The organism is Rossellomorea oryzaecorticis (genome assembly GCF_038405515.1).
Taxonomy (GTDB): Bacteria; Bacillota; Bacilli; order Bacillales; family Bacillaceae_B; genus Rossellomorea; species Rossellomorea oryzaecorticis_A.
On the sequence record NZ_JBBYAF010000052.1, the window covers coordinates 1 to 26,311 of the forward strand.

The following is a 26,311-nucleotide window of genomic DNA, read 5'->3' on the forward strand; positions in this document are numbered from 1 at the left end:
ATTTGTGCCTGGCTCAAAACAACTCATTTGTGCCTGGCTCAAAACAACTCATTTGTGCCTGGCTCAAAACAACTCATTTGTGCCTGGCTCAAAACCTCCCATTTGTGCCTGGCTCAAAACAGTCCATTTGTGCCTGGCACCCCAAAGTGCCTCCCCTGCGTCCCGGAGGTTTCCATAAAAAAAAACCGGCAGTGTCCATATGGACACTGCCGGGTTATAACATTCTATTAAACGATTAGACTTTGACTCCGAAGAGTTTTTTGATTTTCGTGAAGACGCCTGCTTTGTTTTCTTCAAGCGATTGCAGAGGTACGGATTCCCCCAGGATGCGTCTTGCTATATTTCGATACGAAATCGAAGCTTTGCTTGTGGAATCAAGGGCAATCGGTTCCCCTTTATTGGAGGACTTGATGACATTGTCATCGTCCGCCACGATCCCGAGAAGGTCGATTGACAGATGTGCAGTGATTTCATCCACATCCAGCGCCTCACCATTTTTCATCATATGGCTCCGGATGCGATTTATGATCAGTTTAGGCGGTTCGATATCTTCTTTCTCAAGCAGTCCGATGATCCGGTCGGCATCACGGACAGCGGAAATTTCCGGTGTTGTTACCACGATGGCGCGGTCCGCACCCGCTACCGCGTTCTTGTAACCCTGTTCGATTCCTGCCGGGCAGTCGATGATGATGTAATCATAGTCCTGCTTTAAATCCAGGACCAGCTTCTTCATCTGTTCAGGATTCACCGCTGATTTATCACTTGTCTGTGCCGCCGGCAGAAGGAACAATTTGTCTTCAAACCGCTTATCCTTCACCAGCGCCTGATGAATTTTGCAGCGCCCTTCCACGACATCGACTAAATCATAAATGATGCGGTTTTCGAGTCCCATGACAACATCTAGGTTCCGGAGACCGATATCCGTATCAATCAGACAAACTTTTTTACCCTGTAGAGCTAATGCTGTACCAACATTGGCAGAAGTAGTCGTCTTACCCACTCCACCTTTACCTGAAGTAACAACTATGGCTTCACCCACATTAGCTTCCTCCTTTAAAACTCGTAATATTTGGTCTAAGATGCTTTAATACCTGCAGCCGATCAACTACGATCTGACCTTGGTCATCTATATAGGCACATTCCATATCATGCTGTTCTTCATCGAGCGGCCGGTCGGGTGCTCGATTGAAACAGTCTGCGATACGCAGCTGAGAAGGGAGCATTTTTGAAGCGACGATGACTGCTTCTTCTTTCCCGGTGCAGCCTGCATGAGCTATTCCTTTTAAAGCACCCAATATGTAGATATTCCCTCCTGCAAGGATTCTTCCGCCGGGGTTCACATCACCTACGATCAGCATATCCCCAGGTGTTTCGATCACTTGCCCTGAGCGAATGACACCCGTAATGGTTTCTATATTTCTTTCGTTCATTAATTTTTCTGCTTCATTTTTCGTGACGACATTACTCATTACTTCATTTACTACCAGATTGCGTTTTTGCCTGACAATTTCCTTCAGCTCTTCTACTTGATCTTCTGTCAGATAACGGTTCCCCGTTTGGATATTTACCGTGAGTAAAGGTGTCCCTTCTGTTTCACGGTAATGTGCAGACAGCTTTTCGTCCAACTCTTTCTTTAATTCATCAAACGAGCATTGATCATTGAGATGAAGGGTAAGTCCTTCTTTTGTACCCTTGATCATTACATTTGGTTTCTTTTTCATGGCGTAATTTTTCACCTCAGTCGTCTATAAATTCGACGTAAGCATGTTTATATCCTTTTTTTCACTAGACAATTTTCGCGTTTATCATGCAGAAAAATGTTTTTTCTTTATCTTCCACAATCCCCTTGTTAATCTTCAAGGAGCTGCTTTTGCTTTCGTTGAAGAAATAGTTTAATAGGATAGGAAAAGATGATGTAAAAGACAAGGTTCAGTGCCAATGTAGGCCATAAGCGTAAGTCGGCAAACTGAAGGAGTGTCATATCTGTGCGCTGGATAATGACATTGATCTGATACACCAGGAACTCCAGCACCGATAGATTCACAAGCACGATGAGCGCGAACACAAACAGGTTATTATGCAGGACTTTCATCATCCCGTGCGCAAGAAAAACGACGAAAGGAAAGAACACTAAATAAATTCCGTTGATTTCAGTGTAGTAGATATCAAAAAGGAATCCAAAGATAAATCCATATAATAAGGCCGTTTTATATTGAAAGAAACCGCAAATGAATAGAATAAAGATGATCAGGAAATGAGGCACAAGGATACGCAGGTCAAATAGTTCCATACTCGGAAAAAGGATGACAAATAGGCTTTCACTGTAAAAGATTAAGAGAGTCACCAGAGGAAGGATGAGCCGGTTGATCATTGCTCTTCCTCCTTAGTATCCTCTTCAGCCTGGCTCTCGGAAACACCCTTCATTTCACGGTCAATCACCATGACATGCTCGAGATGATAGAAATCGGCTGCGGGTTTTACATAAGCTGTTTGGGTAAGTCCGTATTGATCGGGCTTGACCTCTTTTACCTCACCGACCACTAATCCTTTCGGAAATACTCCGCCCAGTCCTGAAGTGATGACTTTAGAGCCTTTTTCCACTTTCAAATCATTCGGTATCCGTTTGACCAGTATTTCTTTTTTATCACTATCATAGCCTTCGATCCAGCCATTGATATCCTGTTTCCCCTGAATAACAGTCGAGATGCGGTTCTTTGTGTTATTCGTAGAGATGAGCTCCACGGTTGATGAAAATTCGTTCACACTTTTAACTTTTCCGATCAATCCGGCAGAAGAGATGACGGCCATATCAGATTTGATGCCGTTGACTTCCCCTTTGTCGATCGTAATTAGTTCCTGCCATCTGTCGGGATTTCTTGCTATGACGGTAGCTTGAATACTATCGTAGCTTCTTAGATCTTCTTTCTTATCTAGAACAGCTCTCAGGTCTTCATTATCCTGTTTAAGGTCCTTTACCTGTGTTTCAAGCTTTACGAGCTCGTCAAGGCGGGATTTCAGTTTTTCATTTTCTGTGTATGTATTTTGAAGATCTTTTACATTTTCAATAATTTCACCTGTGTAATTGACAGGCTTTGAAATCAATGATTGTCCGAATCCTACCATATCTTTCACAAACTGCTCTGGCCAGCTGATGCTGTCTCTTTCACGCAACGAAAACCCGATCAATGCTACGAGAACGATAATACTGACAAGCAGGATGATTAATCGTTTGTTCAGGAAGAATTGTGGCATGCTGTACACCTCAACCTTTTTTAATTCTATTAAATACTATATCAAAACTTATCCATTATTGATATCATTCACTAAATTATTTACTTTTTCGACAGTTGCAAGCGCAAAAAAGATGGGGCTGCCTTAATGTACTAAGGTGAAGTACTTTAAGGAACAGTCCCCACATCATATAAATCTATTATTTACCGCGGTTTTTAAATAAGTGAATATGATCGAGTGCTTTACCGGTACCGATCGCCACGCAGTCAAGGGGCTCTTCCGCGATCAGGACAGGCATTTTCGTTTCATCACTGATCACATTGTCCATGTTTCGAAGCAGCGCGCCTCCGCCAGTTAGCACGATCCCTCTATCCATTATGTCCGCTGCCAGTTCAGGCGGTGTTTTCTCCAGGGTGCTCTTAACCGCATCGACAATGGCATATACGGTATCATGAAGAGCAGAAGCGATTTCAGCAGCCGTTACTTCAATGGTTTTTGGAAGTCCGGTCAAAAGATCACGTCCGCGGATTTCCATGGATTCAATTCCTTCCGTATTTCCTGCAGAACCGACTTCCATCTTGATGGTTTCAGCCGTACGATCACCGATCATGAGGTTATAGGTTTTACGGATATAGTTGATGATGGCATCATCCATTTCATCACCGGCTACACGGATGGATTGACTTGTCACGATTCCGCCTAGAGATATGATCGCAACTTCTGTCGTTCCTCCACCGATGTCCACGACCATGCTTCCTGTCGGTTCCCATACTGGAAGGTTGGCTCCGATGGCAGCTGCAAAAGGCTCTTCGATCGTATAGGCATCCCTTGCCCCTGCCTGTCTTGTCGCGTCAATGACCGCTCGTTCTTCTACACCTGTGATTCCGGAGGGAACGCATACCATTACATAAGGTTTTCTTGAAAATGCACTTTTATTTTTGGTCGCCTGCTTTATGTAGTATTTCATCATTGTAGCAGTCGTTTCATAGTCTGCAATGACCCCGTCTTTCATCGGGCGGAGCGCCACTACATTCCCGGGTGTTCTTCCGATCATATTTTTTGCATCGTTTCCGACGGCAACGATCTGTTTATTGTCAGTTTGAAGTGCAACAACGGAAGGCTCGCGTAAAACAATGCCTTTTCCTTTCACGTATACCAATGTGTTAGCGGTTCCTAAATCAATTCCTAAATCTTTCGTTCCAAACATTAATGGTATCTCCCTTTCTGATACAAATTGGCTGGTTTATATTTGACTCACAGGAGAGTTGTCCAAACTCTTTATCCTCGAATTTTTTTACAATAGTTGATACTTCATGACATAACGAAAAGACTCATTCTTTAGAGAACGACTCTTTTTTCAATGAGCTACGCTTTATGAATCAGCATATTGTTAGTAAAAATCATAAGCATAATTATATCGTAACCATTAAAAAAATCCTAGTGTCATAAATAACCTTTTTCTTTTAAACTGATAAATTTTTTCTCTCCTATTATCAGATGATCAAGTATGTCAATACCAATGATCCGACCGCATTCTACCAATCTCTTAGTCACCTCGATGTCTTCCCTGCTGGGGGTCGGGTCGCCCGACGGATGATTATGGACACAGATGATCGATGCTGCAGACCTGCGGAACGCTTCTTTGAACACCTCCCGGGGATGGACGATCGAAGCATTCAGACTGCCGATGAAAATGGTCTGTTTGTGGAGGACTTGATTTTTTGTGTTGAGGTAAAGACAAACGAAGTGTTCCTGTGCTAAAAAGCGCATGTCATTCATGACATAATTAGCTCCATCTTCAGGGGACCGGATGCTGTAGCGGTCATCGAAGGCAAGGTTGCCGATCCTTCGGCCAAGCTCGACGGCAGCCATGATCTGCACAGCCTTGGCAAGTCCGATGCCTTTTGTTTTCGTGATTTCTTCCAAGGAAGCATCTTTTAATAGATTCAGTCCGTCAAAACTTGTCAGGAGACGGTTTGAAAGCTGAAGGACAGATTCAGCTTTTGTTCCTGTCCTGAGCAGGATCGCCAATAATTCCTGATTTGAAAGACTTGCTGCACCGCTTTGGATGAGCCGCTCCCTCGGTCGTTCATCCTGGGGGAAATCACGAATCATCAGCTTATTTTCTTTTTCCAATGTTTTTTCCATAGGTCCTCCTTTGTCAGTTAGAGGAGCCGTACTTATTGAAGATACCCCATTTCGCGAAGTGCCCGGTATACCCTTGACAGCGGCAAGCCGACGACAGAGAAATAATCCCCTTTTACTTCCTTTACGAGCTTTGCCCCGAGTCCCTGGATACCATAGGCCCCTGCTTTATCAAAGGGTTCTTCAGAAACGATGTATTCGTCGATCTCTTGAGATGTTAACTCCCAAAACGTAACATCTGTTTTTTCGTAAAATAGAGATTGTTTCTCACCTTTTAAAATCGCGACACCCGTATAGACCGAGTGTGTTTTACCAGAAAGCATGACAAGCATCTCTCTGGCTTCTTCCTCTGATTGAGGTTTTCCAAGGATACATTCCCCTAGGGCTACCACAGTGTCAGAACCTAATACATAAGACTCAGGATGTTTCACTGAAATTTCTTTTGCTTTTTTCAATGCGAGTTCCATAACCACTTCATGGGGTTTCAAATGAGGAGCAACCGTTTCATCGACATTGCTGCTCATGATTGAGAAGGAAAGTTGAATTTGTTGAAGAAGCTCTTTTCGGCGAGGAGATTGTGAAGCAAGTATGAGGTTGGACATACACCATACCAGTCCTTTCGAAGTATAGATTGGGAGATACAGAATAATAGTACCAAATCCTGCCTCCTTAAACAAGCAGAAGGCGACAAGCAATTCGATTCTTGTCGCCCCATCATTTATTTCCTAGAAAATAGTCGTAAATCAGTGTTTATTGTAAGCTGCTGTATAATTCAAGATATCCCAGCAGTTCTCCCTGGACTTTCACTGCATCCTCTGATGTTTTCACGGAAAGGGTCTGCGTGGCCGCATTTACAATAGATTCTTTCATTTGTACAATCGGTTCCTGCCCTACTTTGATCCCTTCTATTTCTTTCAGACTGGATTCAATGGAGCCCGCTGCAGACTCATTCGTCTTTCCGTTCACTACCCCGTTACTGCTCTCTTCAGCAAGGATGGCAAAGAGACCATTGGCCTTCTCCAGAAAAGATTTCTCTTCATTGCTTGCTTTGATTTCTTTGGCATTCAGCTGGAAGTCTTTGGCGTATACTTCCACGCCATTTCCTTTCATGTCATCCCCAAGAACCTTTGCTGTCTCAACGTCAGCTGATACCCCGAGCATCAAAAACCATTGGCCGTCTTTTTCAATCGAAGCACTGGTGATTCCTTTTGAGGTCAGAGTGTCCTGCATAGCGGTCATTGATTCCTGGGATGAAAAGACGCCCCCCTGCAGGACCGAGGTCGAAAACTCCTTCAGCTGAACAGGAGCAGCCGCTGCAGTTCCTCCTGTCACATCAGCCGCGGTGTCGTCCTGTAAGGTAGCCGCTGGAACTGTTCCCCCGTCTGTATTTGTGATGACCTTCAGTGTTCCGAACCCGAGAACGGCACCGACAACTACTGCACCGATTATGGACATTAAGAGATTGACAGAATCATGGAAAGGATTTTTAAATGATTGCCGCTTCTTCTTTTTCTTGCCGCTCACGTAGTTGATTTTTTTGAATTCCTTTGGAGGCTGAGGAGTTTCGTCCGGCAGGATCCATTCGAAGCCCTGATCCTCGAGCTTCTCTTCGCCTGCTGCTGTCTGGGCTTTCCCCAGCTTCCAATCGTGTACACGTATTTCTTCTTCAAACTCCGTGCTCTCACCGTTTATTTTGATGGAGATTTTTTTGTTTTCTTTGGATTTGTCCACCATCGCCACCCTCCTTCATCTATTTTTTTCCATGCTATCACATCCCATAAAAAAAAGAACAAGACTTTTGTCGTCTTGTCCCAAGAGGTTTTCGTCAAATTTTTTAATAGAAAGCTATTTCCTAATATTGTTGATTCTTGCTATAAATGAGTCCGTTCCATTGCGCTGCAGGCACTTGCTTTCCGCGGGGAGGAAGTCGAGCCTCCTCGTCGCTCCGCTCCTGCGGGGTCTCGCCCTTTCCTCTATATCCCGTCGGAGTCAAGTGCCTTCCGCTCCATTACACTCAAGTTTTACTATTAGTCTTCAGCTTTAAACTCTTAATATATTGGTTATTCGTTCTCTTTTTCCTCTGGAAATTGAGGAAAAGGATCCTTTTTTAAGGATGGTGATGGGCTTTCGATGACGGGTAGTCCGTCTTTGAGATCGATGAGTTCCGGGATGTAGAAGGCGGATGCGATTACTTCGAAGGTGATGGTATCTTCGCTGTAGCCTTCCATGTTTTCTTTCAGTTCTTGTTCACCTTCGAAGTAGAGCCCGTTGATTTCGACGATTCTTTCTAAGTTTTCAATTTCATCGAGGAAGGCTTCCATCTCGAAATAAGAAGGTGATTCTACTAATATCGTCATCTGTATGCTTTTTAATAGAGCAGGGAGTTCGGTGTCGCCTGCTGGTGCAGCTTCTGTTTCTTCAGTTTCTTTTGGTGCAAGAGCCCCGTCGGTTTTCTCAAAATAAATGGACTGAATGGTGCTCCCAGAAAGGAGTTCCGCTTTTTCGAGATCCAATATGACACGCTCGGTTAATGGTTCGACAGGGATTTTCTTTTGCAGCGAATTCGAATCCGGTGTCTCGTTTTCTTCGATGGTGGCAACTTTTGCCTCGACCGCTTCCTGCAATTTCACCTGAATCCCCAGTTCTTCTTTTTTATACTGCAGTCTTTTCTCGGCAGGCTGTAATGCAAAGTAGTTTACTCCGGCTAAGATGACCAAACCCGTCACGATCAGACTTATCAGTATCGTCCATTGTTTTTTGGTGAAGTCGATCTTCATTCCTCTTCCCCCTTTTCAGAAAGAAGCGCAGCGAGCTTGTCTGACTCAAAGTAAATGGCATACATTACCGAGTATCTCGGCAGGATCTCATCTTCTTCGGAACCCACGACTTCTTCAGTCGTGATTTCAAGGACCTCAGCTTCCTTGATCCACTCCACCGTTTTTAACCTGGAGAGGTAAAACGCCGCTTCCCTTGAGGAATCAAACTGTATCGAGAGGTTGATAATCGTTCTATCACTATACTCAAATTCCTGTATGAACCCTCTCTCTGGTAAAAGAGAGATCAGTTCATTTAACAGAGGAACTGTTTTCACTGGATAGTCCACCATATCCCGGACCGCTTTGTCCAGCTCACCTATGCTGTTGGCCGCTTCTGCACCAAGGACTTTCGTCTGCTGAACCTCTATGAGTTTTTTTGTCATCTTAATCTTTTCATCTGTTTTTTCCGTATCGGCGATCGTGCTCTGCCATGACAGCATCATAAAAAGTGCAAGAAGAATGAAAAGCCCAGCAGTGCCCACCATACTGTAGGTAAAAGCCGTCCGTTTCGATTCTTTTTGAGGCAATAGATTAATATCAATAAGTTTCAATATGCTGCACCTCTTTTAAAGCAAGACCTAACGCGATCGCGTACCCGGCAGGTACCTTTTCATCATCAAGTGTCGTGACGTTTTTCAACTGCAGGAATTCGACCGGTATCGTGATCCTTTCCTTCAGCTGTTCCTTAAAGGCATTCAAGCGGGGATGTCCACCGCTGACAACCGTCTTTTCGACGGATTGTTCGCCTTTGTATAAGGAGTAACGATAAAAATTCATCACTTTTTCGATTTCATTCAGCGCATCCTGCAGGATGACCATCGGGTATTCGATGTCACTGTCCTCGATTCCATCCTCCAGTACGATCGGCCTTGTGAATATGGGTTCCTGCTTATGAAAGATGGAAATCGTCAGCAGTTGCTCATCCATATGGAGAAGCATCGTGTGTTCATATGGCGATGCCTTTCCTTCATGGAGGACAGTCCGGTATAAGGCAAGCGGAGCAATATCAGCAGCAACAGGCTTCAGCTTCACTTCTTCGAGCAGATGCTTATAGCTGTCGACGATTTCTTCCTGAGAAGCAACCAACAGCACCTCTTGTTTTTCTCCCGATGTTTCTAACAATGAATAATCGAATACCGGGTCTTCGAACGGCAAGTGAATACTTGAACCTATTTCGAGAAAGAGATAGCCTTCCATTTCATCTTCCCTTATATCTGATGGTATCGACACTTTTCTTAGGACGACAAACGGATCCGGCACCACGAATCGGACGGATTTGCGCTTGATTTTCCATTCGCCGATGCATTCTTCCAAGATGAACAGAAGTGTTTCCTCATCGACGATCCTTCCGCCTTTGATGACTCCTTCCGGGAGCGGACGCTCATCCATTGAAGCCACCAGCAGCGGTGAAGACTGTTTCAGCTCGAGAAATCGGATGCAGTGGTCGGTGAATACAATATTTGCTGTTTTATGAGAACTTGAGAGAAACGATAGAAAACCCATGGATGAGATCCTTTCTTTGCAGTACTTTAATAGAATAGTGACAGGTAGAGAGAAATTATGGCGTCACCGTATAGATAAGCTGAAATTGTCCCGGCTGCGATGAAGGGGCCGAACGGAATCGGCTTTCCTTTTTCGATCAGCTTGAATGCAAGGGCAGCCAGTCCGATGACGGCGCCAAGGAATGTGGCGATCATGAAGGAGAGGACGGTTACCTTCACTCCCACTGCAAGACCGATGACTCCATAAAGCTTGATATCCCCTCCGCCCATACCGCCTCTGCTTATGATTGCGATCAGCAAAAGCAAGCCGAATCCGAGCACTCCGCCTGCCAGGCTGTCCCACCACGGCGAAAGAGGGATGAATAGGCGTTCGATGATGAGCAGCACCACGAAAAATAGCAGCACCTTATCGGGGATGACCATATATTTAAGGTCGGACACCGTAATGATGATGAGCATTGAAATCAGGGTCCATGCGACCAGAAGTTCCCACTGCATTCCCAGCTGCAGATAAGCTAGTACAAATAGCCCGGCATTCAAAGCTTCCATAAATGGATATAAAGGAGAAATGCGCCCTTTACACTGGCGGCATTTCCCCTTTTGGATGAGATATGAAACTACAGGTATGAGCTCAACTGCGGTCAATTGATGACGGCAGTATGGACAGCTCGACCTTGGTTTTACGATTGATTTTTTCAGCGGCACTCTCAGGCCGATTACGTTGTAGAAGGAGCCTAGGAGGAGTGCGTAGAGGGTGATGAATATCAATATCATCCTACTTTGCTTCGTCTAATATTTCTTTTTCAGTAGTATAGTCAGTTGCTACATGAGTAATTAAAGATAAGGAGTGATGACCAAATAATCTATACTCCTTCTTAGTTGCATTGTATTTTACTGTAAAGCCGTCAGAATCTTCTACATTAGAAAGGTATTCATCTAAAGCTGTTTGATCCCATTCGTTAACATTTGAATCACTAGCATGAGCTAACTTAGCCGCATTAATAATTTGAACGGCTTCTGCAACCTTCGCATCATCCTTACTCTTATTAATAATTCCGCCAATACTCGGCACAGCAATCGCCGCAATAATCCCCAAAATCACAATAACAGCAAGCAATTCGACAAGGGTCAATCCTTTATCATTTTTTAAAAACTTTTTCAACATCTTTTTTCCTCCCATTTGGTTTTTATGTAGTACTTTAGTACTCTATCAATCTACTACCATTATACAGCAGAACCAGTAAAAAAATAGTAAGAATGTGTAATATTTTATCAGAAATGCTAGAAATTTTGAACATTGTTAAACATTTCAAACATCGGTACCATGATTGCTGTGACGATAGTCCCGACAAGTCCTGCCAGCACGACGATCATCAGAGGTTCGATCAGCGACTTAAGCTGATCCGTGGTGTTTTCGACTTCCTTTTCATAGAAGTCGGCGACTTTTGAGAGCATGCCGTCAAGCGAACCCGTCTCTTCCCCGATTGAAATCATATGCGAAACGAGCGGCGGGATCGCCCAATGATCCTTCATCGGTTCTGTTATCGATCCTCCGCTTTCAAGAGAGTCCCTCGATTTCCTTATCACTCTCGCTATCACTTCGTTTTCCACCACTTTTTCCAAGATGACCATGGAGTGAAGGATAGGGACAGAGCTTGAGAACAAGGAGCTGAATGTCCTGGTCATTCTTGCAAGCACCGCTTTTTGAATCAAGCCCCCGAAGATCGGGATTCTTAAAATCGTATAATCCAGATAATATTTTGTTTCTCTATTGCGACGGATCACAGTGATACCCGCAGCAGCTAATATAACCAGCAGCAAAAGAATGTACCAATAGCCCTGTACGAGTTCACTTGCCCCAAGAACTGCCCTTGTGATGAGCGGCAGCTCCCCGCCCATATCAGCAAACATATCGACAAAAGTCGGAACGACCGCAAGCAGCAGGAAAATGACGACGCCGACTGCGATGATGCCGACCACAGCAGGATAAGAAAGTGCGGCAATGACTTTTTGCCGGGTGTTATGCTGCTTTTCATAGTGATCGCCAAGACGCTCGAGCGTTTCATCCAGGCTTCCGGTTGCTTCCCCGGCTTTCAGCATATTGATGAACAAAGGTTCAAAGACCTTTCGGTGCTTGGCAAACGCGTCGGAAAGCGGGTTTCCTTCCTTCAATTCAATTTCCACTTCGGCAAGGACCTTCGACAGTGCTTTACTGCTTGTTTGAGCAGAGAGGATTCTCGTTGCATCGACAACGGTCACACCTGCTTTAAGCAGTGTGGAAAACTGCCGCAGGAACACGACCATCTGCTGAAGCTTCACCGGATTTCCAAGCGTGATCTCCTTTGTGAGAAGCGTTTCAGGAACCTCTTCTGCAGAGATGACGCGGATCCCTTGATTCTTCAGTCTCATCATTGCTTCTTTCTTTGAAGGAGCAGAAATGACTCCCCGCTTACGGCCGCTCCTGTCTCTTCCCTCGTATTTATACCGCTTCATATAGAAACGGTCTCCTGTATATACGGCTGGGCGACTTCACGTGAAATCAACCCGGTATCAACGTACTTTTTCACTGTCGATTGCAAAAGCTCCATCCCCTGTGCCTTGGAGGTCTGCATCACACTTGGGATTTGGTGGATTTTCTCCGAACGGATCAGGTTGGCGACGGCGGAATTGTTCAAAAGCACTTCGGTTGCAGCCACCCTCCCCTTACGATCAGCAGTCGGAAGCAGACGCTGGGCGATGATCCCTTGAAGTACAGAGGCCAGCTGCACCCTGATTTGGGATTGCTGGACGGATGGAAAGACATCGATGATCCGTTCAATTGTTGAAACTGCGCTTGATGTATGCAGGGTACCGAGTACAAGGTGACCGGTTTCAGCTGCCGTGATTGCCGTATGAATCGTCTCAAGGTCACGCATCTCCCCTACCAGGATGACGTCGGGATCCTGCCTTAACGCACTGCGCAGTCCGTATGCGAATGATTTCGTATCAAAGCCTACCTCACGCTGATCGATGATCGAAGAACCATGCTTGTACAAATATTCAATCGGATCTTCCAGTGTGATGATATGTTTTCTCATCGTTTGATTCATGTATTGAATCATGGATGCCAATGTAGTGGACTTGCCGCTGCCGGTCGGTCCGGTGACGAGCACGAGACCTTGAGGCTTTTCGGCTATTTTCGTCAACACCTCGGGCAGATTAAGTTCCTCGAGCGTCGGTATTTTCGTCGGAACGACACGCAGCGCGATCGAAATGCAGGAACGCTGATGGTACGCATTCACCCTGAATCGTGAGACACCCGGGATCGCGTACGAAAGATCAAGCTCTCCGCGTTCTTTGAATTCATCCCAAAGCGCTTCGGGAATGACGGCTTTCGCCATCCCTTCTGTATCATTGGGTTTCAAGACATCCTGCCCGTACCGTTTCAAATCTCCGTGAATTCGGAACACCGGAGAAGAACCGACCGTAAGATGGATGTCGGAAGCTTTTAATTCAAATGCAGCCCTTAATAAATGATTGATGCGTTCTTTCATCGTGATCACCCTCTTTACTCGATTGCTACCCGGAGGATTTCCTCTGTCGTAGTAATTCCTTGCTTCACTTTCAACAGACCATCATCCAACAGAAAGATCGTCTTCGACCTGTATGCTGCTTCCCTTAAGGTTGACAGCGGTTCATTATTCATGATGATCTTCTTCATTTCTTCATTGATGACCAGGACTTCATGAATCGCAAGCCTGCCTTTATATCCCGTCATATTACAAGCGGCACAGCCTTTTCCGCGGTTGATCTTCTCGATCGTCAATCCTCTCCGCTTGAAAATGTCGGCTTCCCTCCTGGTCGGGGTTTCTTCAACTGCACAGTCACGGCACACCTTCCGCACCAGTCGCTGTGCGACGATTCCGCTGAGAGAGGTCGCCACCAAGAACGGCTCCACTCCCATATCGATCAGCCGGGTGACCGTCGTCAGCGAGTCATTGGTATGAATCGTACTCAGTACCAAGTGACCTGTCAGGGAAGCACGTATCGCCACTTCAACCGTTTCTTTATCACGGATTTCCCCGACCATGATGATATTCGGATCCTGCCTCAGGATCGACCGCAATCCTTTGGCAAACGTCAGCCCGACATTGGCATTCACCTGAATCTGATTGATTCCCTCGAGCTGATACTCCACCGGATCCTCAACGGTGATGATGTTGACTTCTTCACTATTAAGCTTGTTCAAGGCTGCATATAAAGTGGACGATTTACCCGATCCTGTAGGACCGGTGATGAGCACAATACCTGTCGGCCGTTCGATCAGTGACTGGAATCGTTTCATATTCAGCGTATTGAAACCGAGCTGAGTAAGATCGTTGAGTGACGAGCTCAGATCAAGGATCCTGAGAACCATCTTTTCACCATAAATGGTCGGCAATGTCGATACCCGCAGATCAATCGGGCGGAAATCGATATTCGTCTTGATCCGTCCGTCCTGTGGAATTCGGTGCTCAGTGATATCAAGCTGGGCCATGATTTTAATCCTCGCGGTCAGCATGCTCTGCATATGTTTCGGGATCGCTCTTTCCGTACGCAGAATTCCGTCAACCCGATACCGTATCAGCACCCTTGTTTCCTGAGGATCGATATGGACGTCACTTGCTTTCTGGGCCATCGCATTCGAGAGTATCTGATTTACGAGCCGGGCAATCGGGGAATCCTGATCAAGAATGGTTTCATCCTGCTCATCCTGTGGTTCATTCCCTATTCCTTTTAATTCTTCAAAACTCTCATCCATATCATAGAATTTATTGATCGAACGAAGGATATCATCCTTCGTCGCTATCGCTGTTTCAATAAAGAAACCCGTCGACAAACGAAGATCTTCTATTACATAAAAGTCCATCGGATCGGCCATCGCGACAAACAGCTTGTCCCCTTCCTTTTTCAACGGGATGATCAAGTTCCGTTTCGCCATATCCTTAGGAATCAGGTGAAACAGCTTTTGATCAAACGGATATCGGAATAAGCTTACGTGAGGGATGCCCAATTGAAATTCCAGCACCTCTATCAATTGCTGCTCTGTGATGTATCCCTTTTGAAGGATGGCATCACCGAGTTTTTGATCTTTGCTCTTCTCTTTAAGTGCCTGCTGAAGTTTTTCCTGTGTCAGCAGCCCTGCTTCCACTAATAAATCACCCAATCGTTTCCGTTCTTGTGCCATTTCATTTCACCCTATCTTATACAGCTATTACTTCATATTTGGATTCGGACTATCTTCACTCGGGGAAGGCTGAGCCTCAGGACTCTTCTGCTGAGATTCCCTTCGTTCATCAGATTCTTTCTCATTCCCAGAATCATCCTTTTCCTGCTGATTTGATTCTGGTGCTTCAACATCACTCGTTCCAGTGGAACTGACGGTGTCTCCACTCTCAGAACCGCTATTATCTTTACTAGACACATAGTCTTTAAGACTGACAAGCTCTTCCCGGTGAACAGGAGGATAATAATCACGTGAAATCAGCTCTTCTTTCAACACGGAACCTTTGGAATCCAGCATTCTCCTCCACACCTCTATCTGGACGCCGTCTTTCCCTTCTGCCTTCACTTTCGGTTGACCCTGATCCACATAAGGGCTGTATTGTTTAATTACACGGGGTTCGACCGTTTGTTTGTTCTGCAGCGAGATTTCCACCTCATATGGAAGTTCCGCTCCTTCTAAACTAAATAAAATAGTATCCCCCGCCAATTGAAAGTGAATCTTATAAACTTGATTGTTCGGATTTACAAATACAAAGTCCTGTTGAATATCTTTATCCACCCTTGCTTCCATCCCGAGCTCAGCATAGTCAGGCAGTGAACGGCTATGGTGACGCTGAATGACTTCGAGATCAGAATGAAGCAGGATTTCATATAACCCGGTAGAAATCACGCTCAGCTCTTTGTTCGTCATGCTGATATGCATGTCCTCCACGAATTTCAAGAGTGAAAAGGTTGATACGGGTTCGATTAAGATTTCCGGGGATTCAGCCAGAAACTCTTGTAGTCCCGGTGTCGATTCAACATTCCCTATCTTCTTTTCTGCCAGCACCTTCATTTCTCCCGGGCTGTTCAGAAAGTCCTCAAGTGCGAATTCCCTTTCCTCCGCATCAAGGGTTGAAGCCCTCTCGGTTATGGCATCTTTGAGCTTATCTATCTGTATGCTCTCGATATCCATCCCAAGGGAGATCAATAGTTCCCGGAGCAACCCTTCGTCTACTTGTAAAAGAAGCGGGGAATCTTCCCCGTCAACTGCCATGTCAACAGTAGCATCAACATCAAACTGAAATGCTTCGGAAGGGATGCGCTCCCCCACTTCCATATATGTAATGGATAGATTTTGAGTCTCTTTCCACAGGTTTATTTCTTCAAGCAGTTTATTGGTTGTTTCATTATTTCGATCGTTTGAGAGTTTCAATCCGGCGATCTTCGTTTCATTGGCTGAAACACTTCCAGATTGGAAAACATGGTCATACAAGTAGGCCCCTAAATGCGCTGAACCGAAAAGATATACTGTGCATAACACTAAAAAAACGGTAGTTGAATACGATGGTTTTTTCATTTAGGGACCTCCTGTCTGCCTGAGATTTATCTTTTACTCCCGGAAAATAAACGGGCATATTCTTCTTCCTCTTCGTCCTTGATGGAGGAAGAAGGATCAGTGATCAGTTCGGGTATCCTGCCCTCGATTTCCGGCAGTTCTTCTTCAGCGGCCGCCTCTTCATGATCAAGGTCATTCACGAACTCGCGATGTTCATCCTCATTCTCTTTCCAATCCAACTCTTCTATGTAGTCATGTTGTCCTTCATCAAAGGAATCTTCTTCTGTATCTTTAATTGGAATGATTTCTGACTCTGTCTCTTCCTCAGGATCATTGGTAGTATGTTCATTGGTAGTTTCATAGATTTTGGGTTCTTGAAGTTGGGAGGCGGGAGGAGTAGGTTCTGGATGCAGGGGAGTCAACCGGTTCTTCAGTCTGGACTGGACTAAATAGGCCATCAGGCCAGTCAAGAGAATCAATATGGCAAGAACACTTGTGAACGGAAGAAACTGACTGCCTATTAAAGCCACACTGGTCACACCAAAAGAAAGGGAAGAAAGCCTCACTTTCTGTTTAAACGATGACTGTATGGGAATGAATTTCAGGAATGGCAGCAAGAGGAGATATGCTCCTGCAGCAAATAGTAAAATGTTCATTTCAATCCCCCTGCTTCAAAGCTGAAAATCGCTAAAATCTTGTATATTTCGACTATCACCATTTTATTACATAGTTATTAAAATTGAAACAATATGATTTCAATTGTTTTAAATAAATTAGACAAATTCACTGATTATACAAAATTTACAAAATAAGAAAAAACACCTTCACATGGAAAGTGAAGGTGCTTTCACTCATTTCACATACTCTGCCACACGATTGCGCCCGGCCTGTTTTGCGCCAGTATAAAGCGCTCTGTCGGCATGGCGAATCAAGGCCATGGTATCATCTGCATCTTGGGGTGCTGAAGCAACTCCGATACTCGCGGTAATCCTGACCATTAACTTTCTGTTGGATGCATGAAGCGTATCGTGGAGGACAAACGGACGGTTGGCGATGGTCTGCCTGACGCTTTCCGCCAGCGAAATCGCTTCTGCTCTCTCTGTGTCCGGGAGAAGAATGACAAACTCTTCCCCGCCGTACCTTGCTACCGTACCCCTGGATCCAATCAACTTGCATAATCGGTCAGCCAGCTCTATCAAGATTTCATTTCCGCTCTGGTGCCCGTAATTGTCGTTGATGACTTTGAAATGATCTAGGTCGAGCATGATCAGCGATAAGGATGTCCTGCTTCCCCTCTCAAGTTCATTGAATTCCAATGACAGCATGTCCTCGAAGTAACGGTAGTTATAAAGGTTCGTGAGAGCACACCTTTCACTGTTTTGCTTTGTTTGCTCATGGTGCCTTGCATTTTCGATGGCTACCCCGAAATAGGAGCATAGAATTTCAACAATCATCAATTGGAATTTCTCATATGCACGCTTTTTGGAAGAGGCTAACAGAAGGATCCCCCTTACCTTCTGGCTTCTCACAATCGGTACGCATAAAACGCTTTCCACTCCGGCAGGCATATAGCCGTCTGCAAGCCCACCCCATTCAGAACGGGAATCATAAATGACCGACTTGCCTGAATCCCACACCATACCGCTGATGCCCCTGCCTTTTTTCAGAGAAGGGAAACTGTGAAAGTCTTTCTCCTTACTTTCAACCCTTCTTAAGAGAACCAGTTCATCACCTTTGCAGTCCAATATGTACGCATACTCCACAGGAAGAGTTTCGATGATTTTCTCGAGAAAAATATCAAGAACTTCATCCGCTTTCAGGCTTTCTGTTAACTGATGTCCGATTTCCCCGGCTTTTTGAAGGTATTCATTAATCTTTTCAGAGGAATTATACATTTTCAATATCAACGATAAGCTGATGAAAGGAATACCGATCAGAAGTGAAGCGAATGGTCCTATTTGAAAGGTGAGGAAATACAGCGAAAGTGACATGGGGAACATGATCATATTCGCAATGAAGTCCCAAATGAAATCTTTGCTGTAAAAACGGATGTCATTTGCGACGACATAACGCTGGTACGCTAATAGCAGGAATTGATTGATCATGATGGATGCTATCTGGTAACCCAAGGCAGCAGGCAGCATTTCACCTATGCTTCCAGCTCCCGTTTCGCCGCCGAGCATAAAATAGATTAAACCGCTTGAAACAGAAACGATAAAAAACATCAGTGAATTCAATGGCGCTCTGTGCCAATCTGTTTTAGACATCCGAAGCCGGATCAGCAAGGGGATAATCGAAAACTGCATAAGCACGATTTCCATAAATAAACCGTATTTCAAGAAACCTACAAGGGTTACCCACTGAATGAAGAAAATGGTAGAGCCATTGATGACAATCGGTATGAGCGGAATGAAGGTGGCAAACACAATCAGCGTGAGCAGTTCCAAGGTGTTTCCTTCCACATTTTGAGGAGGATAGAGTTGATACGTATAGTACAAGCCGGGAGGCACGATCGCCAGCCAGGCAAAAAGTATCCAAAGTTTCTTTTTAAGTGACAGCTGCATCTCTATCCCCCTCTAAATGCATAATAAATATAAATAAAATTTCAAAATAGTTAAATAGTCACAAGTTTAAGAATATTTTATCAAACTAAATGAATAAAGTCACTTATTTTTTCTAGAATTTTCTAACTTCTGAAGAAGCACAGGTTTGACTTCTGATAAAAAGTAAAGCGATCCCGTTATAAATAGCACTTCATCTTCAGCAGCCATTCTCAGCTTTTCGTCCAGATACTGCTGCCAGTCCACTGCCTTTTGTTTCCGTGGATGATCGGAAAGGGCAAATAACTCATCCGCCCCTGCCACCCTCGGGAAGGGAAAATCGGTGAAACTTATGACCGATGCCGCTTCTTCAAGCAGCCTTATCATGTGTTTCAATTCTTTATCCTTCAAAGCCGAGAACAGAATCGTTACCTTCTTGGAAGAGAATCGTTCCTTAATCGTTGTAACAAGAGCCGTTATCCCTTCAGGATTATGGGCACCGTCCAGGATGACCGCCGGCTTCTCACTGACCAATTCCATTCTTCCCGGCCAGTATGCACTTTTCAACCCTGCTCTGAGATGGGCTTCTGTATAGGTGATTTCATCCCGTGACCGGAGTAATTCTGCCGTTTTCAAGGCAATCTCTGCATTTTGGACTTGATGTGCCCCCATCATGGAAATGTCATAAACGGCACTATGATGGGATGATTCATAACGAAACCTTTCTCCATTATTCAATACTGAATCCCGCCGTGTGTGAAAATCCTTCCCCGATTGATAGACGTGGCTTTCATTCCTCCTTGCCGCTTCTTCAATTACCTTTCTTGCTTCGGGCTGGGATACACCGGATACCACCGGGACCCCTCTTTTGATGATTCCTGCTTTCTCGTATGAGATTTGCTCAATCGTATCCCCTAAAAACTGCATATGATCCATACCGATACTGGTAATGACAGATACCAGGGGCGTTATCACATTCGTTGAATCCAGTCTTCCCCCAAGGCCTACCTCAAATAATACAAGATCAGGTCCCGCAGTCTCCGCAAAATACACCATGCTCATCGCCGTGATGACTTCAAACTCAGATGGTTCCCCCCATTCGGTGTCTTTCATCCCCTCGGCAATGGGTTTTATGATTGTAACAAGCGAAATGAGGTCATGATCAGGAATCGGCTGCCCGTTCACAGAGATCCGTTCATTGAAACGTTCAAAGTAAGGTGAGGTAAATGTACCGACAGAATAACCTGCCTCTTGCAGGATATTGCGTAAATAAGTGACCGTCGACCCTTTCCCGTTTGTGCCGCCGATATGGACGGATTTGATTCTTTCTTGAGGGTTCCCAAGTTCTGCTAATAAATGATGCATCCTTTGGAGTCCCGGTTTTATTCCAAGCCTCAGCCTTGCATGAATCCATTCTACCGCTTCCTTATATGTAAACATTTTTTTCACTCCCATCAAAAAAAGGCTGGAGGGAGCCTAGCTGCTTTAGGGGTCCACCCTATACAATTAGACTCCTGTTCCCAAGCCTTCTTCATTTTTCTTATACGGTTTTCAATTCCTCTATTCTAGCTTTAACCGTTGCCTGCTTTTCAAGATAATCTTTTTCTTTCGCTTTTTCTTCGTCTACGACTTTCTGAGGAGCTTTGCTTACGAACTTTTCGTTCTTCAGCTTTCCTTGAACGCGCGCTACCTCCTTCGTCCACTTCTCAAGCTCTTTTTCCAGACGCGCAACTTCTTCGTCGATGTTGATCAGCCCTTGTAATGGAAGGAATAATTCTACTCCCGTAACGACTGCAGTCATCGCTTTTTCCGGAGGAGTGATATCCGTCCCCATATCCAGTTGTTCAGGATTACAGAAACGTTCGATGTATGCTTTATTTTTATCCATCATGCTCAGGATCTTTTCATCTTTCGCTTTCAGGATCAGTTTGATCTGTTTGCTCATCGGGGTGTTTACTTCTGCACGAACATTCCGTACAGCACGGATGATTTCTACAAGAAGCTTCATTTCCTCGGAAGCATCCGCGTCCGTTAAGTCTGCGTTCACTTCAGGCCATGATGCAACCGTGATCGATTCGCCTTTATGCGGCAGGTTCTGCCATATTTCCTCGGTAATAAACGGCATAAACGGATGCAGAAGTCGCATTGTGTTGTCGAGTACATAAGCCAGAATTGAACGGGTAGTTTTCTTGGCTGCTTCGTCTTCACCGTATAAAGGAATTTTCGCCATTTCGATATACCAGTCACAGAAGTCATCCCAGATGAAGTTGTAAAGGATTCTACCTACTTCACCGAATTCATAGCGTTCGGCAAGACGTGTAACGTTTTCGATCGTTTCATTCAAACGGGTAAGGATCCATTTATCCGCAACGGATTTCTCTCCGCTCAGATCGATTTCTTCATAAGTCATACCGTCCATGTTCATCAACGCAAAACGTGATGCATTCCAGATTTTATTGGCAAAGTTCCAAACCGATTCCACTTTTTCAAATGAGAACCGAAGATCCTGACCAGGTGAACTGCCTGTCGATAAGAAGTAACGCAGTGAGTCTGCACCGTACTTTTCGATGACTTCCATCGGATCTACACCATTTCCTAGTGATTTACTCATTTTGCGGCCATCTTCAGCTCGAACGAGTCCGTGGATCAGTACATCTTTGAATGGGCGCTCCCCTGTAAACTCAAGACCTTGGAAAATCATGCGGGATACCCAGAAACCGATGATGTCGTAGCCAGTTACAAGCGTATTTGTCGGATAGTATCTCTTAAGGTCTTCCGCGTCCAAATCCGGCCAGCCCATTGTCGAGAAAGGCCACAGCGCTGAACTGAACCATGTATCAAGGACGTCTTCTTCCTGTGTCCAGTTTTCACTGTCAGCAGGCGCTTCTTTTCCAACATATACTTCACCGGATTCCTTGTGGTACCAAGCAGGGATTCTGTGTCCCCACCATAATTGACGGGAAATACACCAATCACGTGTATTTTCCATCCAGCGAAGATAAGAGTTTTCGAAACGGTCAGGAACAAAGTTGACTTTGTTCTCCTGTTCCTGAAGCTTGACTGCTTCCTGTGCGAGCGGATCCATCTTAACGAACCACTGCGTTGAAAGGTACGGCTCTACAACCGCCCCGCTGCGCTCGGAATGCCCAACAGAATGCATATGTTCTTCGATTTTAAACAGTACTCCAGATTCCTGAAGGTCCTTGACAATCTGTTTGCGGCAGTCAAAGCGGTCCATCCCTTTATATTTATCTGCTTTTTCATTCATGCTGCCGTCTTCATTCATAACAAGGATCCGTTCAAGATTGTGACGGTTCCCGATTTCGAAGTCATTCGGATCGTGAGCAGGCGTGATTTTCACTGCCCCTGATCCAAATTCCATATCTACATAATCGTCACCGACGATCGGGATTTCACGTCCAACGATTGGAAGAGTGACCTTTTTGCCGATCAGGTGCTTGTAGCGGTCGTCTTCAGGATGTACAGCCACGGCAGTATCACCCAGCATCGTTTCAGGACGGGTTGTTGCGATTTCAATATAGCCGCTTCCATCAGCCAGCGGATACTTCATGTGGTAGAAGGCACCCTGGACATCCTGGTGGATAACTTCGATGTCGGATAAAGCAGTCTTTGTGGCAGGATCCCAGTTGATGATGTATTCACCGCGGTAAATCAAGCCTTTATTATATAAATCGATGAATACTTTCTGAACGGCTTCAGATAAGCCTTCATCAAGCGTAAATCGTTCACGGCTGTAATCAAGGCCCAATCCGATTTTCGACCATTGCTTGCGGATATGTTCTGCATACTCTTCTTTCCATTTCCACGTTTCTTCAACGAACTTCTCACGGCCCAGGTCATGTCGTGAAATCCCCTGGCTGCGGAGCTTCTCGTCTACTTTCGCCTGTGTGGCGATGCCCGCATGATCCATTCCTGGAAGCCATAATACATCGTATCCCTGCATACGCTTCATTCTCGTAAGGATATCTTGAAGAGTCGTATCCCATGCATGGCCAAGGTGAAGCTTGCCTGTTACGTTCGGCGGCGGGATGACAATCGTATACGGTTCCTTTTCTTTGTCGCTTTCCGCTTCAAAAAATTTTCCTTCCAGCCACCATTTATATCTTCCCTGCTCAATGGCATTCGGATCGTATTTGGTCGGCATCGATAATTGATCTTGAGTTTCCATTGTGTTTCCTCCCTGAATCGTTGTAGCTTTTTTATATGGTGATTGTTTATAGAACACAAAAAATCCTTCGCCCTGTAAAAGGACGAAGGATTCGTTTCGCGGTACCACCTTTTTTCTCAGAAGCCATACTGAACCCCTGAACTCTCAATGAACAATAACGGCTTTTAACCGGCTCCTACTACTGTCTTCATAGAAGCAGCTCTTCAGGCGACCTTCCATCGTCTTCGCTTGGAAAATCTCTCAGCAAACGATTTTCCTCTCTGAAAGCGGGGGGCAATGTACTCTTCCTGTTCAACGCTTTTGAAATTATTTATGTACTCATTATAGTATAGGATTTACTGAACTTTCGTCAATCATTATCGCCCATTTTCATAAAAAATATTCTTCTGTATCCTTATATACTTTACCCAAGAACCAAATTTCATTCTTTTCATAGGATATAGTAGTGAATCCACCCAGAAAGAGAGTGACAAGTATGCGGAAGTACAATCCTTACACACTGCCTCCTTGGCTGCGGAACGTTCGTTTGATATGTAAACAATTCATCATTCCTTTTTCTGTGTTTCAGGCCATCCGGACCATTCTGCTCCCCACCACATTTGATGTTCTTCTATTAACCCTTTTTATAGGCATTGCCCTTGCCATTTATTTTGATTGGATATAAGGACTGACGAAACATGGACTTTCGTTTTTCGTCAGTCCTTCCTTTATGCCTCCTCTTCCTCTGCTTCTTTTTTCTTGCGTTCGATTTCATCGAGGCGCATGACGACATACTCGGTGTTTTTCAACAGCCAGTAGTGGCGCTGTAATTTTTTCAGCGATTTCAGCTCATTCCTTTTTCTTTTCGGAGTATGAAAATATTTCTCTACGACTGCGATCACCGAGCTTGGATAAGCTAAATAACACATAAAGAGCAGCCTTTCCTCGTTACGGACAGTGAAATGCTGAAAATACGTTTCCAGCCACTCAACACATTCGTCATAATACTTGGGATAGGTTTTAAGAGTTCTCGACAGGAACGGCAGCAGGTCATGAAAAGGAGAAGCTATTTTTGAGTTTTCGAAGTTATTAAAATAGCCCAGTCCCCTGTCATCGTATAAAAAATGCTCAGTTGACAGCTTGCCGTGAATGATGACGGTTCTGACCTTCTCGAGATCCTTCGTACTTTCATACCATTCCTCGAGCTTTTTCCGTGAAAATTTAAGAGCCTGTGACACATCCTTATAAAACATACAAAAATGATATTGAAACGGCGACATATAGATGGTTTTTTCGCATTCTTCCACGTATTCATCCAGAAACTGTTGTTCCTTTTCCCATCGCGTCGTCAGCTGCTCATAATGAGTTTCCCTTTCTTCTTTGTTTATTTTCACATCCTGAGAGGAAATCGTATGAAGCCTGGCAAGTTCACGGAAGAGTTTCTGATGTTTTTCAAACCGGTCTTCCTTCTCCTGGTTGTTCAGCCACGGCATCACATAATACAGTTCACCTTCGTGCCAGACAGCATAACGTCCGTCCATGGTAGGATAGATGGGCACGATCCTGTTATAACCGCGCTGAAAGAGAGTTTGAACATTCCGGACAAAATCGACACCGGTCTGGGGAGAGATATGCTTTACAGCAAGCGTTCCTTTGTTGGAATACACTTTACATACTTTCCCGTTGTCTTCCACAAAAAATGGTTCAACCCCGTATGGATGCAGGACAGGTTTTAAACTGTCGAGGGTTTGCATGATTTCTTCACCTCCCCGTATTTACAAAGTACCTGCACTCTGTAAACCGAATCCTAAAGTAAAAAAAGAACGGACTGCCGCCAGTAAGTGGTGTCAGTCCTGATTCAACGAAACTATTCGATCGTTCTGCTTTAATTTTTAATTACGCCTTGAATACAGGCTCTTCATTCGGGATATAAAGAACCTGGCCGCTGTATACATCCTGATTCGCTTCCAAATGATTGACCCTTAATAGTTGAGCGATGGTCAAATCATATTTTTCTGCAATGTTATCGAGGGTTTCCCCTTCTTGAACAATGCATACTCTAAGCATGGCAGCCCGCTCCTCTTCTTTGCGTGCGAAGAAGTCCGCCAGGGAAATGGATTCATATTTCTTCTTCCCTTTGATTTTTTTCTTTTTATCTGATGGTTCTTCTGCATCTTCCAACTGAGCTTCCATCGAAGAGGATTCTTCTTCCTCTTCCTGCTCTTGAACAGGTTGCGGCTTTTGCATATTCATCTGTTCGCCTGCCGGCTGCGTCACTTCCTGCTCCTGCGAGGATTCGCTTAATTCATGCTCGGGAAGTTCAAACACGTTTTCTTTCCGGAAGTAACTCTCTTCCTGTGCAGAGTGTGAATCATACTGGATATGAACCGGAATTTCATCTTCTTCCCCGGCAGGAGGGGTTCTCCCTTCCAGCGAGAATGGCTGATACTCATCATTCTCTGAATCATCTGTTGATTCATCTTCGGTGAAATCATATTCATAGGCGTCTTGATCATATGATTCATTCTCATCTTCATCATCAGAATCGTCGTAGTATTGAGGCCTTGCTTCTTCCTCTTCTTCCACCGGTGCATCCGCAACCGCCGAAGCACGGTGAAGAGGCGCATAGAGTTCTTCCTCTTTGTACTCGACTTCAAGCGGTGTATGGGTCTGCTGCTCTCCGTAAATTCCTGTTATCGTCAGATCTGCATTAAGTTTGAGACAAGCATTCTCAGGAACGACGTAATCAAAGGATTCAACATACACATCGATGTCACCTAAATTGGCAATCCGGTTTTTGGGAATCGTCACATCGACAGGGAAACTGTGGACAAACTCATTTTCACCTTTTTCCCTTTTTTCAACTGTTTGAACGAATTTACCACTTGCTTCAAATTCGTCTACACCTTCTTCATCCCGTAGAGTGCTCGGCAGGTATTCACCTGATAAATCAAGGGTTCCCCTGATGAGTACATACTGTTCTTGTTCTTGAATCGTTATATGTGGATCTAAGGAGATAGATAGCAATTCTTCAACTTCCTGTCCTTTTTTGAACCAAATTGATTCTTCTAAAGAAAATCGCAGGCACGATTGTTGATCTTGTGACAAAGAAATTCCTCCTTTCAAGTTCCAAACCTAAGAAATATATGACAATGTCATTATCACTTTATGATTTGGATTGGAGAAATATGATAGTGATGCAGAATTTTTAGCAAATTGAGTGCCTTTGTATCACCGCTTTTGATTCCGTGTAAGACTTCGCTTTCCGCGGGTGACCCGTGAGCCTCCTCGGCTTCGCCTGCGGGGTCTCACATTGGCCACTTCTCCCGCAGGAGTCTTCGTCTTCC

General features: G+C 44.7%; 25 protein-coding genes and 1 other annotated feature. Of the genes, 2 read left to right on the forward strand and 23 right to left on the reverse strand.

Going from position 1 to position 26,311, the window contains the following annotated elements; genetic code table 11:
- On the forward strand, positions 1-239 hold a 239-nt coding region (locus AAEO50_RS18960; protein WP_341985919.1), incomplete at its 5' end, for a hypothetical protein.
- Here the strand turns inward: AAEO50_RS18960 and minD are convergent.
- The 21 genes from minD to AAEO50_RS19065 form a co-directional block, all read right to left on the reverse strand.
- Positions 236-1,039: a septum site-determining protein MinD gene (minD, locus tag AAEO50_RS18965; RefSeq protein ID WP_341985920.1), complete on the reverse strand. Its 804-nt coding sequence runs from the start codon at positions 1,037-1,039 to the stop codon at positions 236-238. The genes AAEO50_RS18960 and minD overlap by 4 nt on opposite strands.
- Position 1,040: 1 nt before the next feature.
- Positions 1,041-1,721, reverse strand: a complete 681-nt coding sequence (gene minC, locus AAEO50_RS18970) for a septum site-determining protein MinC (protein WP_341985921.1) — start codon at positions 1,719-1,721, stop codon at positions 1,041-1,043.
- Positions 1,722-1,849: 128 nt separating this feature from the next.
- On the reverse strand, positions 1,850-2,371 hold the full coding sequence (gene mreD, locus AAEO50_RS18975) for a rod shape-determining protein MreD (RefSeq protein ID WP_341985922.1): 522 nt from the start codon (positions 2,369-2,371) through the stop codon (positions 1,850-1,852).
- Entirely contained in the window at positions 2,368-3,252 is an 885-nt protein-coding gene (gene mreC / locus AAEO50_RS18980; protein WP_341985923.1) for a rod shape-determining protein MreC, read from the reverse strand. The genes mreD and mreC overlap by 4 nt, the downstream gene beginning before the upstream one ends.
- 178 nt (positions 3,253-3,430) lie before the next feature.
- Entirely contained in the window at positions 3,431-4,438 is a 1,008-nt protein-coding gene (locus AAEO50_RS18985) for a rod shape-determining protein (RefSeq protein ID WP_341985924.1), read from the reverse strand.
- A 236-nt stretch (positions 4,439-4,674) separates the two neighbouring features.
- Positions 4,675-5,379, reverse strand: coding sequence for a RadC family protein (radC, locus tag AAEO50_RS18990; protein WP_341985925.1), 705 nt, complete (start codon positions 5,377-5,379; stop codon positions 4,675-4,677).
- Between the two features lie 32 nt (positions 5,380-5,411).
- A complete protein-coding gene (locus AAEO50_RS18995) occupies positions 5,412-5,978 on the reverse strand; it encodes a Maf family protein (RefSeq protein WP_341985926.1) in 567 nt (188 codons plus the stop codon).
- A gap of 148 nt (positions 5,979-6,126) precedes the next feature.
- Complete coding sequence (locus AAEO50_RS19000) at positions 6,127-7,107, reverse strand: hypothetical protein (RefSeq protein WP_341985927.1); 981 nt, start codon at positions 7,105-7,107, stop codon at positions 6,127-6,129.
- 329 nt (positions 7,108-7,436) lie between these two features.
- On the reverse strand, positions 7,437-8,153 hold the full coding sequence (locus AAEO50_RS19005; RefSeq protein WP_341985928.1) for a hypothetical protein: 717 nt from the start codon (positions 8,151-8,153) through the stop codon (positions 7,437-7,439).
- Positions 8,150-8,743: a hypothetical protein gene (locus AAEO50_RS19010; RefSeq protein WP_341985929.1), complete on the reverse strand. Its 594-nt coding sequence runs from the start codon at positions 8,741-8,743 to the stop codon at positions 8,150-8,152. The genes AAEO50_RS19005 and AAEO50_RS19010 overlap by 4 nt, the downstream gene beginning before the upstream one ends.
- The gene (pilM, locus tag AAEO50_RS19015; RefSeq protein ID WP_341985930.1) at positions 8,730-9,695 is read right to left on the reverse strand and encodes a type IV pilus biogenesis protein PilM; all 966 of its coding nucleotides are present in this window, start codon (positions 9,693-9,695) and stop codon (positions 8,730-8,732) included. The genes AAEO50_RS19010 and pilM overlap by 14 nt, the downstream gene beginning before the upstream one ends.
- 26 nt (positions 9,696-9,721) lie before the next feature.
- The gene (locus AAEO50_RS19020; protein ID WP_425383231.1) at positions 9,722-10,465 is read right to left on the reverse strand and encodes a prepilin peptidase; all 744 of its coding nucleotides are present in this window, start codon (positions 10,463-10,465) and stop codon (positions 9,722-9,724) included.
- 4 nt (positions 10,466-10,469) lie between these two features.
- The gene (locus AAEO50_RS19025) at positions 10,470-10,859 is read right to left on the reverse strand and encodes a type II secretion system protein (RefSeq protein ID WP_341985933.1); all 390 of its coding nucleotides are present in this window, start codon (positions 10,857-10,859) and stop codon (positions 10,470-10,472) included.
- A 116-nt stretch (positions 10,860-10,975) separates the two neighbouring features.
- A complete protein-coding gene (locus tag AAEO50_RS19030) occupies positions 10,976-12,187 on the reverse strand; it encodes a type II secretion system F family protein (protein ID WP_341985934.1) in 1,212 nt (403 codons plus the stop codon).
- Entirely contained in the window at positions 12,184-13,227 is a 1,044-nt protein-coding gene (locus AAEO50_RS19035) for a type IV pilus twitching motility protein PilT (protein WP_341985935.1), read from the reverse strand. Before AAEO50_RS19035 ends, AAEO50_RS19030 begins: the two co-directional genes overlap by 4 nt.
- A gap of 14 nt (positions 13,228-13,241) precedes the next feature.
- Positions 13,242-14,900 carry a GspE/PulE family protein gene (locus AAEO50_RS19040; RefSeq protein ID WP_341985936.1) on the reverse strand — a complete coding sequence of 553 codons (1,659 nt, stop codon included), beginning with the start codon at positions 14,898-14,900 and terminating at the stop codon, positions 13,242-13,244.
- Positions 14,901-14,927: 27 nt separating this feature from the next.
- Positions 14,928-16,277, reverse strand: coding sequence for a VanW family protein (locus AAEO50_RS19045; RefSeq protein ID WP_341985937.1), 1,350 nt, complete (start codon positions 16,275-16,277; stop codon positions 14,928-14,930).
- A 26-nt stretch (positions 16,278-16,303) separates the two neighbouring features.
- Positions 16,304-16,912, reverse strand: a complete 609-nt coding sequence (locus AAEO50_RS19050; protein ID WP_341985938.1) for a hypothetical protein — start codon at positions 16,910-16,912, stop codon at positions 16,304-16,306.
- 195 nt (positions 16,913-17,107) lie between these two features.
- Positions 17,108-18,820 carry a sensor domain-containing diguanylate cyclase gene (locus AAEO50_RS19055; RefSeq protein WP_341985939.1) on the reverse strand — a complete coding sequence of 571 codons (1,713 nt, stop codon included), beginning with the start codon at positions 18,818-18,820 and terminating at the stop codon, positions 17,108-17,110.
- Between the two features lie 99 nt (positions 18,821-18,919).
- Positions 18,920-20,236, reverse strand: a complete 1,317-nt coding sequence (locus AAEO50_RS19060) for a folylpolyglutamate synthase/dihydrofolate synthase family protein (protein ID WP_341985940.1) — start codon at positions 20,234-20,236, stop codon at positions 18,920-18,922.
- A 100-nt stretch (positions 20,237-20,336) separates the two neighbouring features.
- Positions 20,337-22,985, reverse strand: coding sequence for a valine--tRNA ligase (locus tag AAEO50_RS19065; protein ID WP_341985941.1), 2,649 nt, complete (start codon positions 22,983-22,985; stop codon positions 20,337-20,339).
- Positions 22,986-23,060: 75 nt separating this feature from the next.
- Positions 23,061-23,289 (reverse strand) — a binding site (T-box leader).
- A 171-nt stretch (positions 23,290-23,460) separates the two neighbouring features.
- On the opposite strand from AAEO50_RS19065, the gene AAEO50_RS19070 reads away from it, so the two are divergent.
- Positions 23,461-23,649, forward strand: a complete 189-nt coding sequence (locus AAEO50_RS19070; RefSeq protein ID WP_175990861.1) for a hypothetical protein — start codon at positions 23,461-23,463, stop codon at positions 23,647-23,649.
- A gap of 43 nt (positions 23,650-23,692) precedes the next feature.
- Here the strand turns inward: AAEO50_RS19070 and ysxE are convergent, their stop codons facing one another.
- Positions 23,693-24,718: a spore coat protein YsxE gene (ysxE, locus tag AAEO50_RS19075; protein ID WP_341985942.1), complete on the reverse strand. Its 1,026-nt coding sequence runs from the start codon at positions 24,716-24,718 to the stop codon at positions 23,693-23,695.
- Between the two features lie 142 nt (positions 24,719-24,860).
- Entirely contained in the window at positions 24,861-26,072 is a 1,212-nt protein-coding gene (spoVID, locus tag AAEO50_RS19080; RefSeq protein WP_341985943.1) for a stage VI sporulation protein D, read from the reverse strand.
- Positions 26,073-26,311: the final 239 nt, after the last annotated feature.

Bases quoted from the DNA above. Each gene is read 5' to 3' on its own strand.
- AAEO50_RS19065 (WP_341985941.1), bottom strand. From the start codon at position 22,985: ATGGAAACTCAAGATCAATTATCGATGCCGACCAAATACGATCCGAAT.
- AAEO50_RS19030 (WP_341985934.1), bottom strand. From the start codon at position 12,187: ATGAAGCGGTATAAATACGAGGGAAGAGACAGGAGCGGCCGTAAGCGG.
- AAEO50_RS18985 (WP_341985924.1), bottom strand. From the start codon at position 4,438: ATGTTTGGAACGAAAGATTTAGGAATTGATTTAGGAACCGCTAACACA.
- AAEO50_RS19005 (WP_341985928.1), bottom strand. From the start codon at position 8,153: ATGAAGATCGACTTCACCAAAAAACAATGGACGATACTGATAAGTCTG.
- AAEO50_RS19045 (WP_341985937.1), bottom strand. From the start codon at position 16,277: ATGAAAAAACCATCGTATTCAACTACCGTTTTTTTAGTGTTATGCACA.
- AAEO50_RS19025 (WP_341985933.1), bottom strand. From the start codon at position 10,859: ATGTTGAAAAAGTTTTTAAAAAATGATAAAGGATTGACCCTTGTCGAA.
- AAEO50_RS19060 (WP_341985940.1), bottom strand. From the start codon at position 20,236: ATGTTTACATATAAGGAAGCGGTAGAATGGATTCATGCAAGGCTGAGG.
- AAEO50_RS19070 (WP_175990861.1), top strand. From the start codon at position 23,461: ATGCGGAAGTACAATCCTTACACACTGCCTCCTTGGCTGCGGAACGTT.
- AAEO50_RS19050 (WP_341985938.1), bottom strand. From the start codon at position 16,912: ATGAACATTTTACTATTTGCTGCAGGAGCATATCTCCTCTTGCTGCCA.
- mreC (WP_341985923.1), bottom strand. From the start codon at position 3,252: ATGCCACAATTCTTCCTGAACAAACGATTAATCATCCTGCTTGTCAGT.
- AAEO50_RS19055 (WP_341985939.1), bottom strand. From the start codon at position 18,820: ATGCAGCTGTCACTTAAAAAGAAACTTTGGATACTTTTTGCCTGGCTG.
- pilM (WP_341985930.1), bottom strand. From the start codon at position 9,695: ATGGGTTTTCTATCGTTTCTCTCAAGTTCTCATAAAACAGCAAATATT.
- mreD (WP_341985922.1), bottom strand. From the start codon at position 2,371: ATGATCAACCGGCTCATCCTTCCTCTGGTGACTCTCTTAATCTTTTAC.
- radC (WP_341985925.1), bottom strand. From the start codon at position 5,379: ATGGAAAAAACATTGGAAAAAGAAAATAAGCTGATGATTCGTGATTTC.
- minC (WP_341985921.1), bottom strand. From the start codon at position 1,721: ATGAAAAAGAAACCAAATGTAATGATCAAGGGTACAAAAGAAGGACTT.
- AAEO50_RS19035 (WP_341985935.1), bottom strand. From the start codon at position 13,227: ATGAAAGAACGCATCAATCATTTATTAAGGGCTGCATTTGAATTAAAA.
- AAEO50_RS18995 (WP_341985926.1), bottom strand. From the start codon at position 5,978: ATGTCCAACCTCATACTTGCTTCACAATCTCCTCGCCGAAAAGAGCTT.
- ysxE (WP_341985942.1), bottom strand. From the start codon at position 24,718: ATGCAAACCCTCGACAGTTTAAAACCTGTCCTGCATCCATACGGGGTT.
- AAEO50_RS19040 (WP_341985936.1), bottom strand. From the start codon at position 14,900: ATGGCACAAGAACGGAAACGATTGGGTGATTTATTAGTGGAAGCAGGG.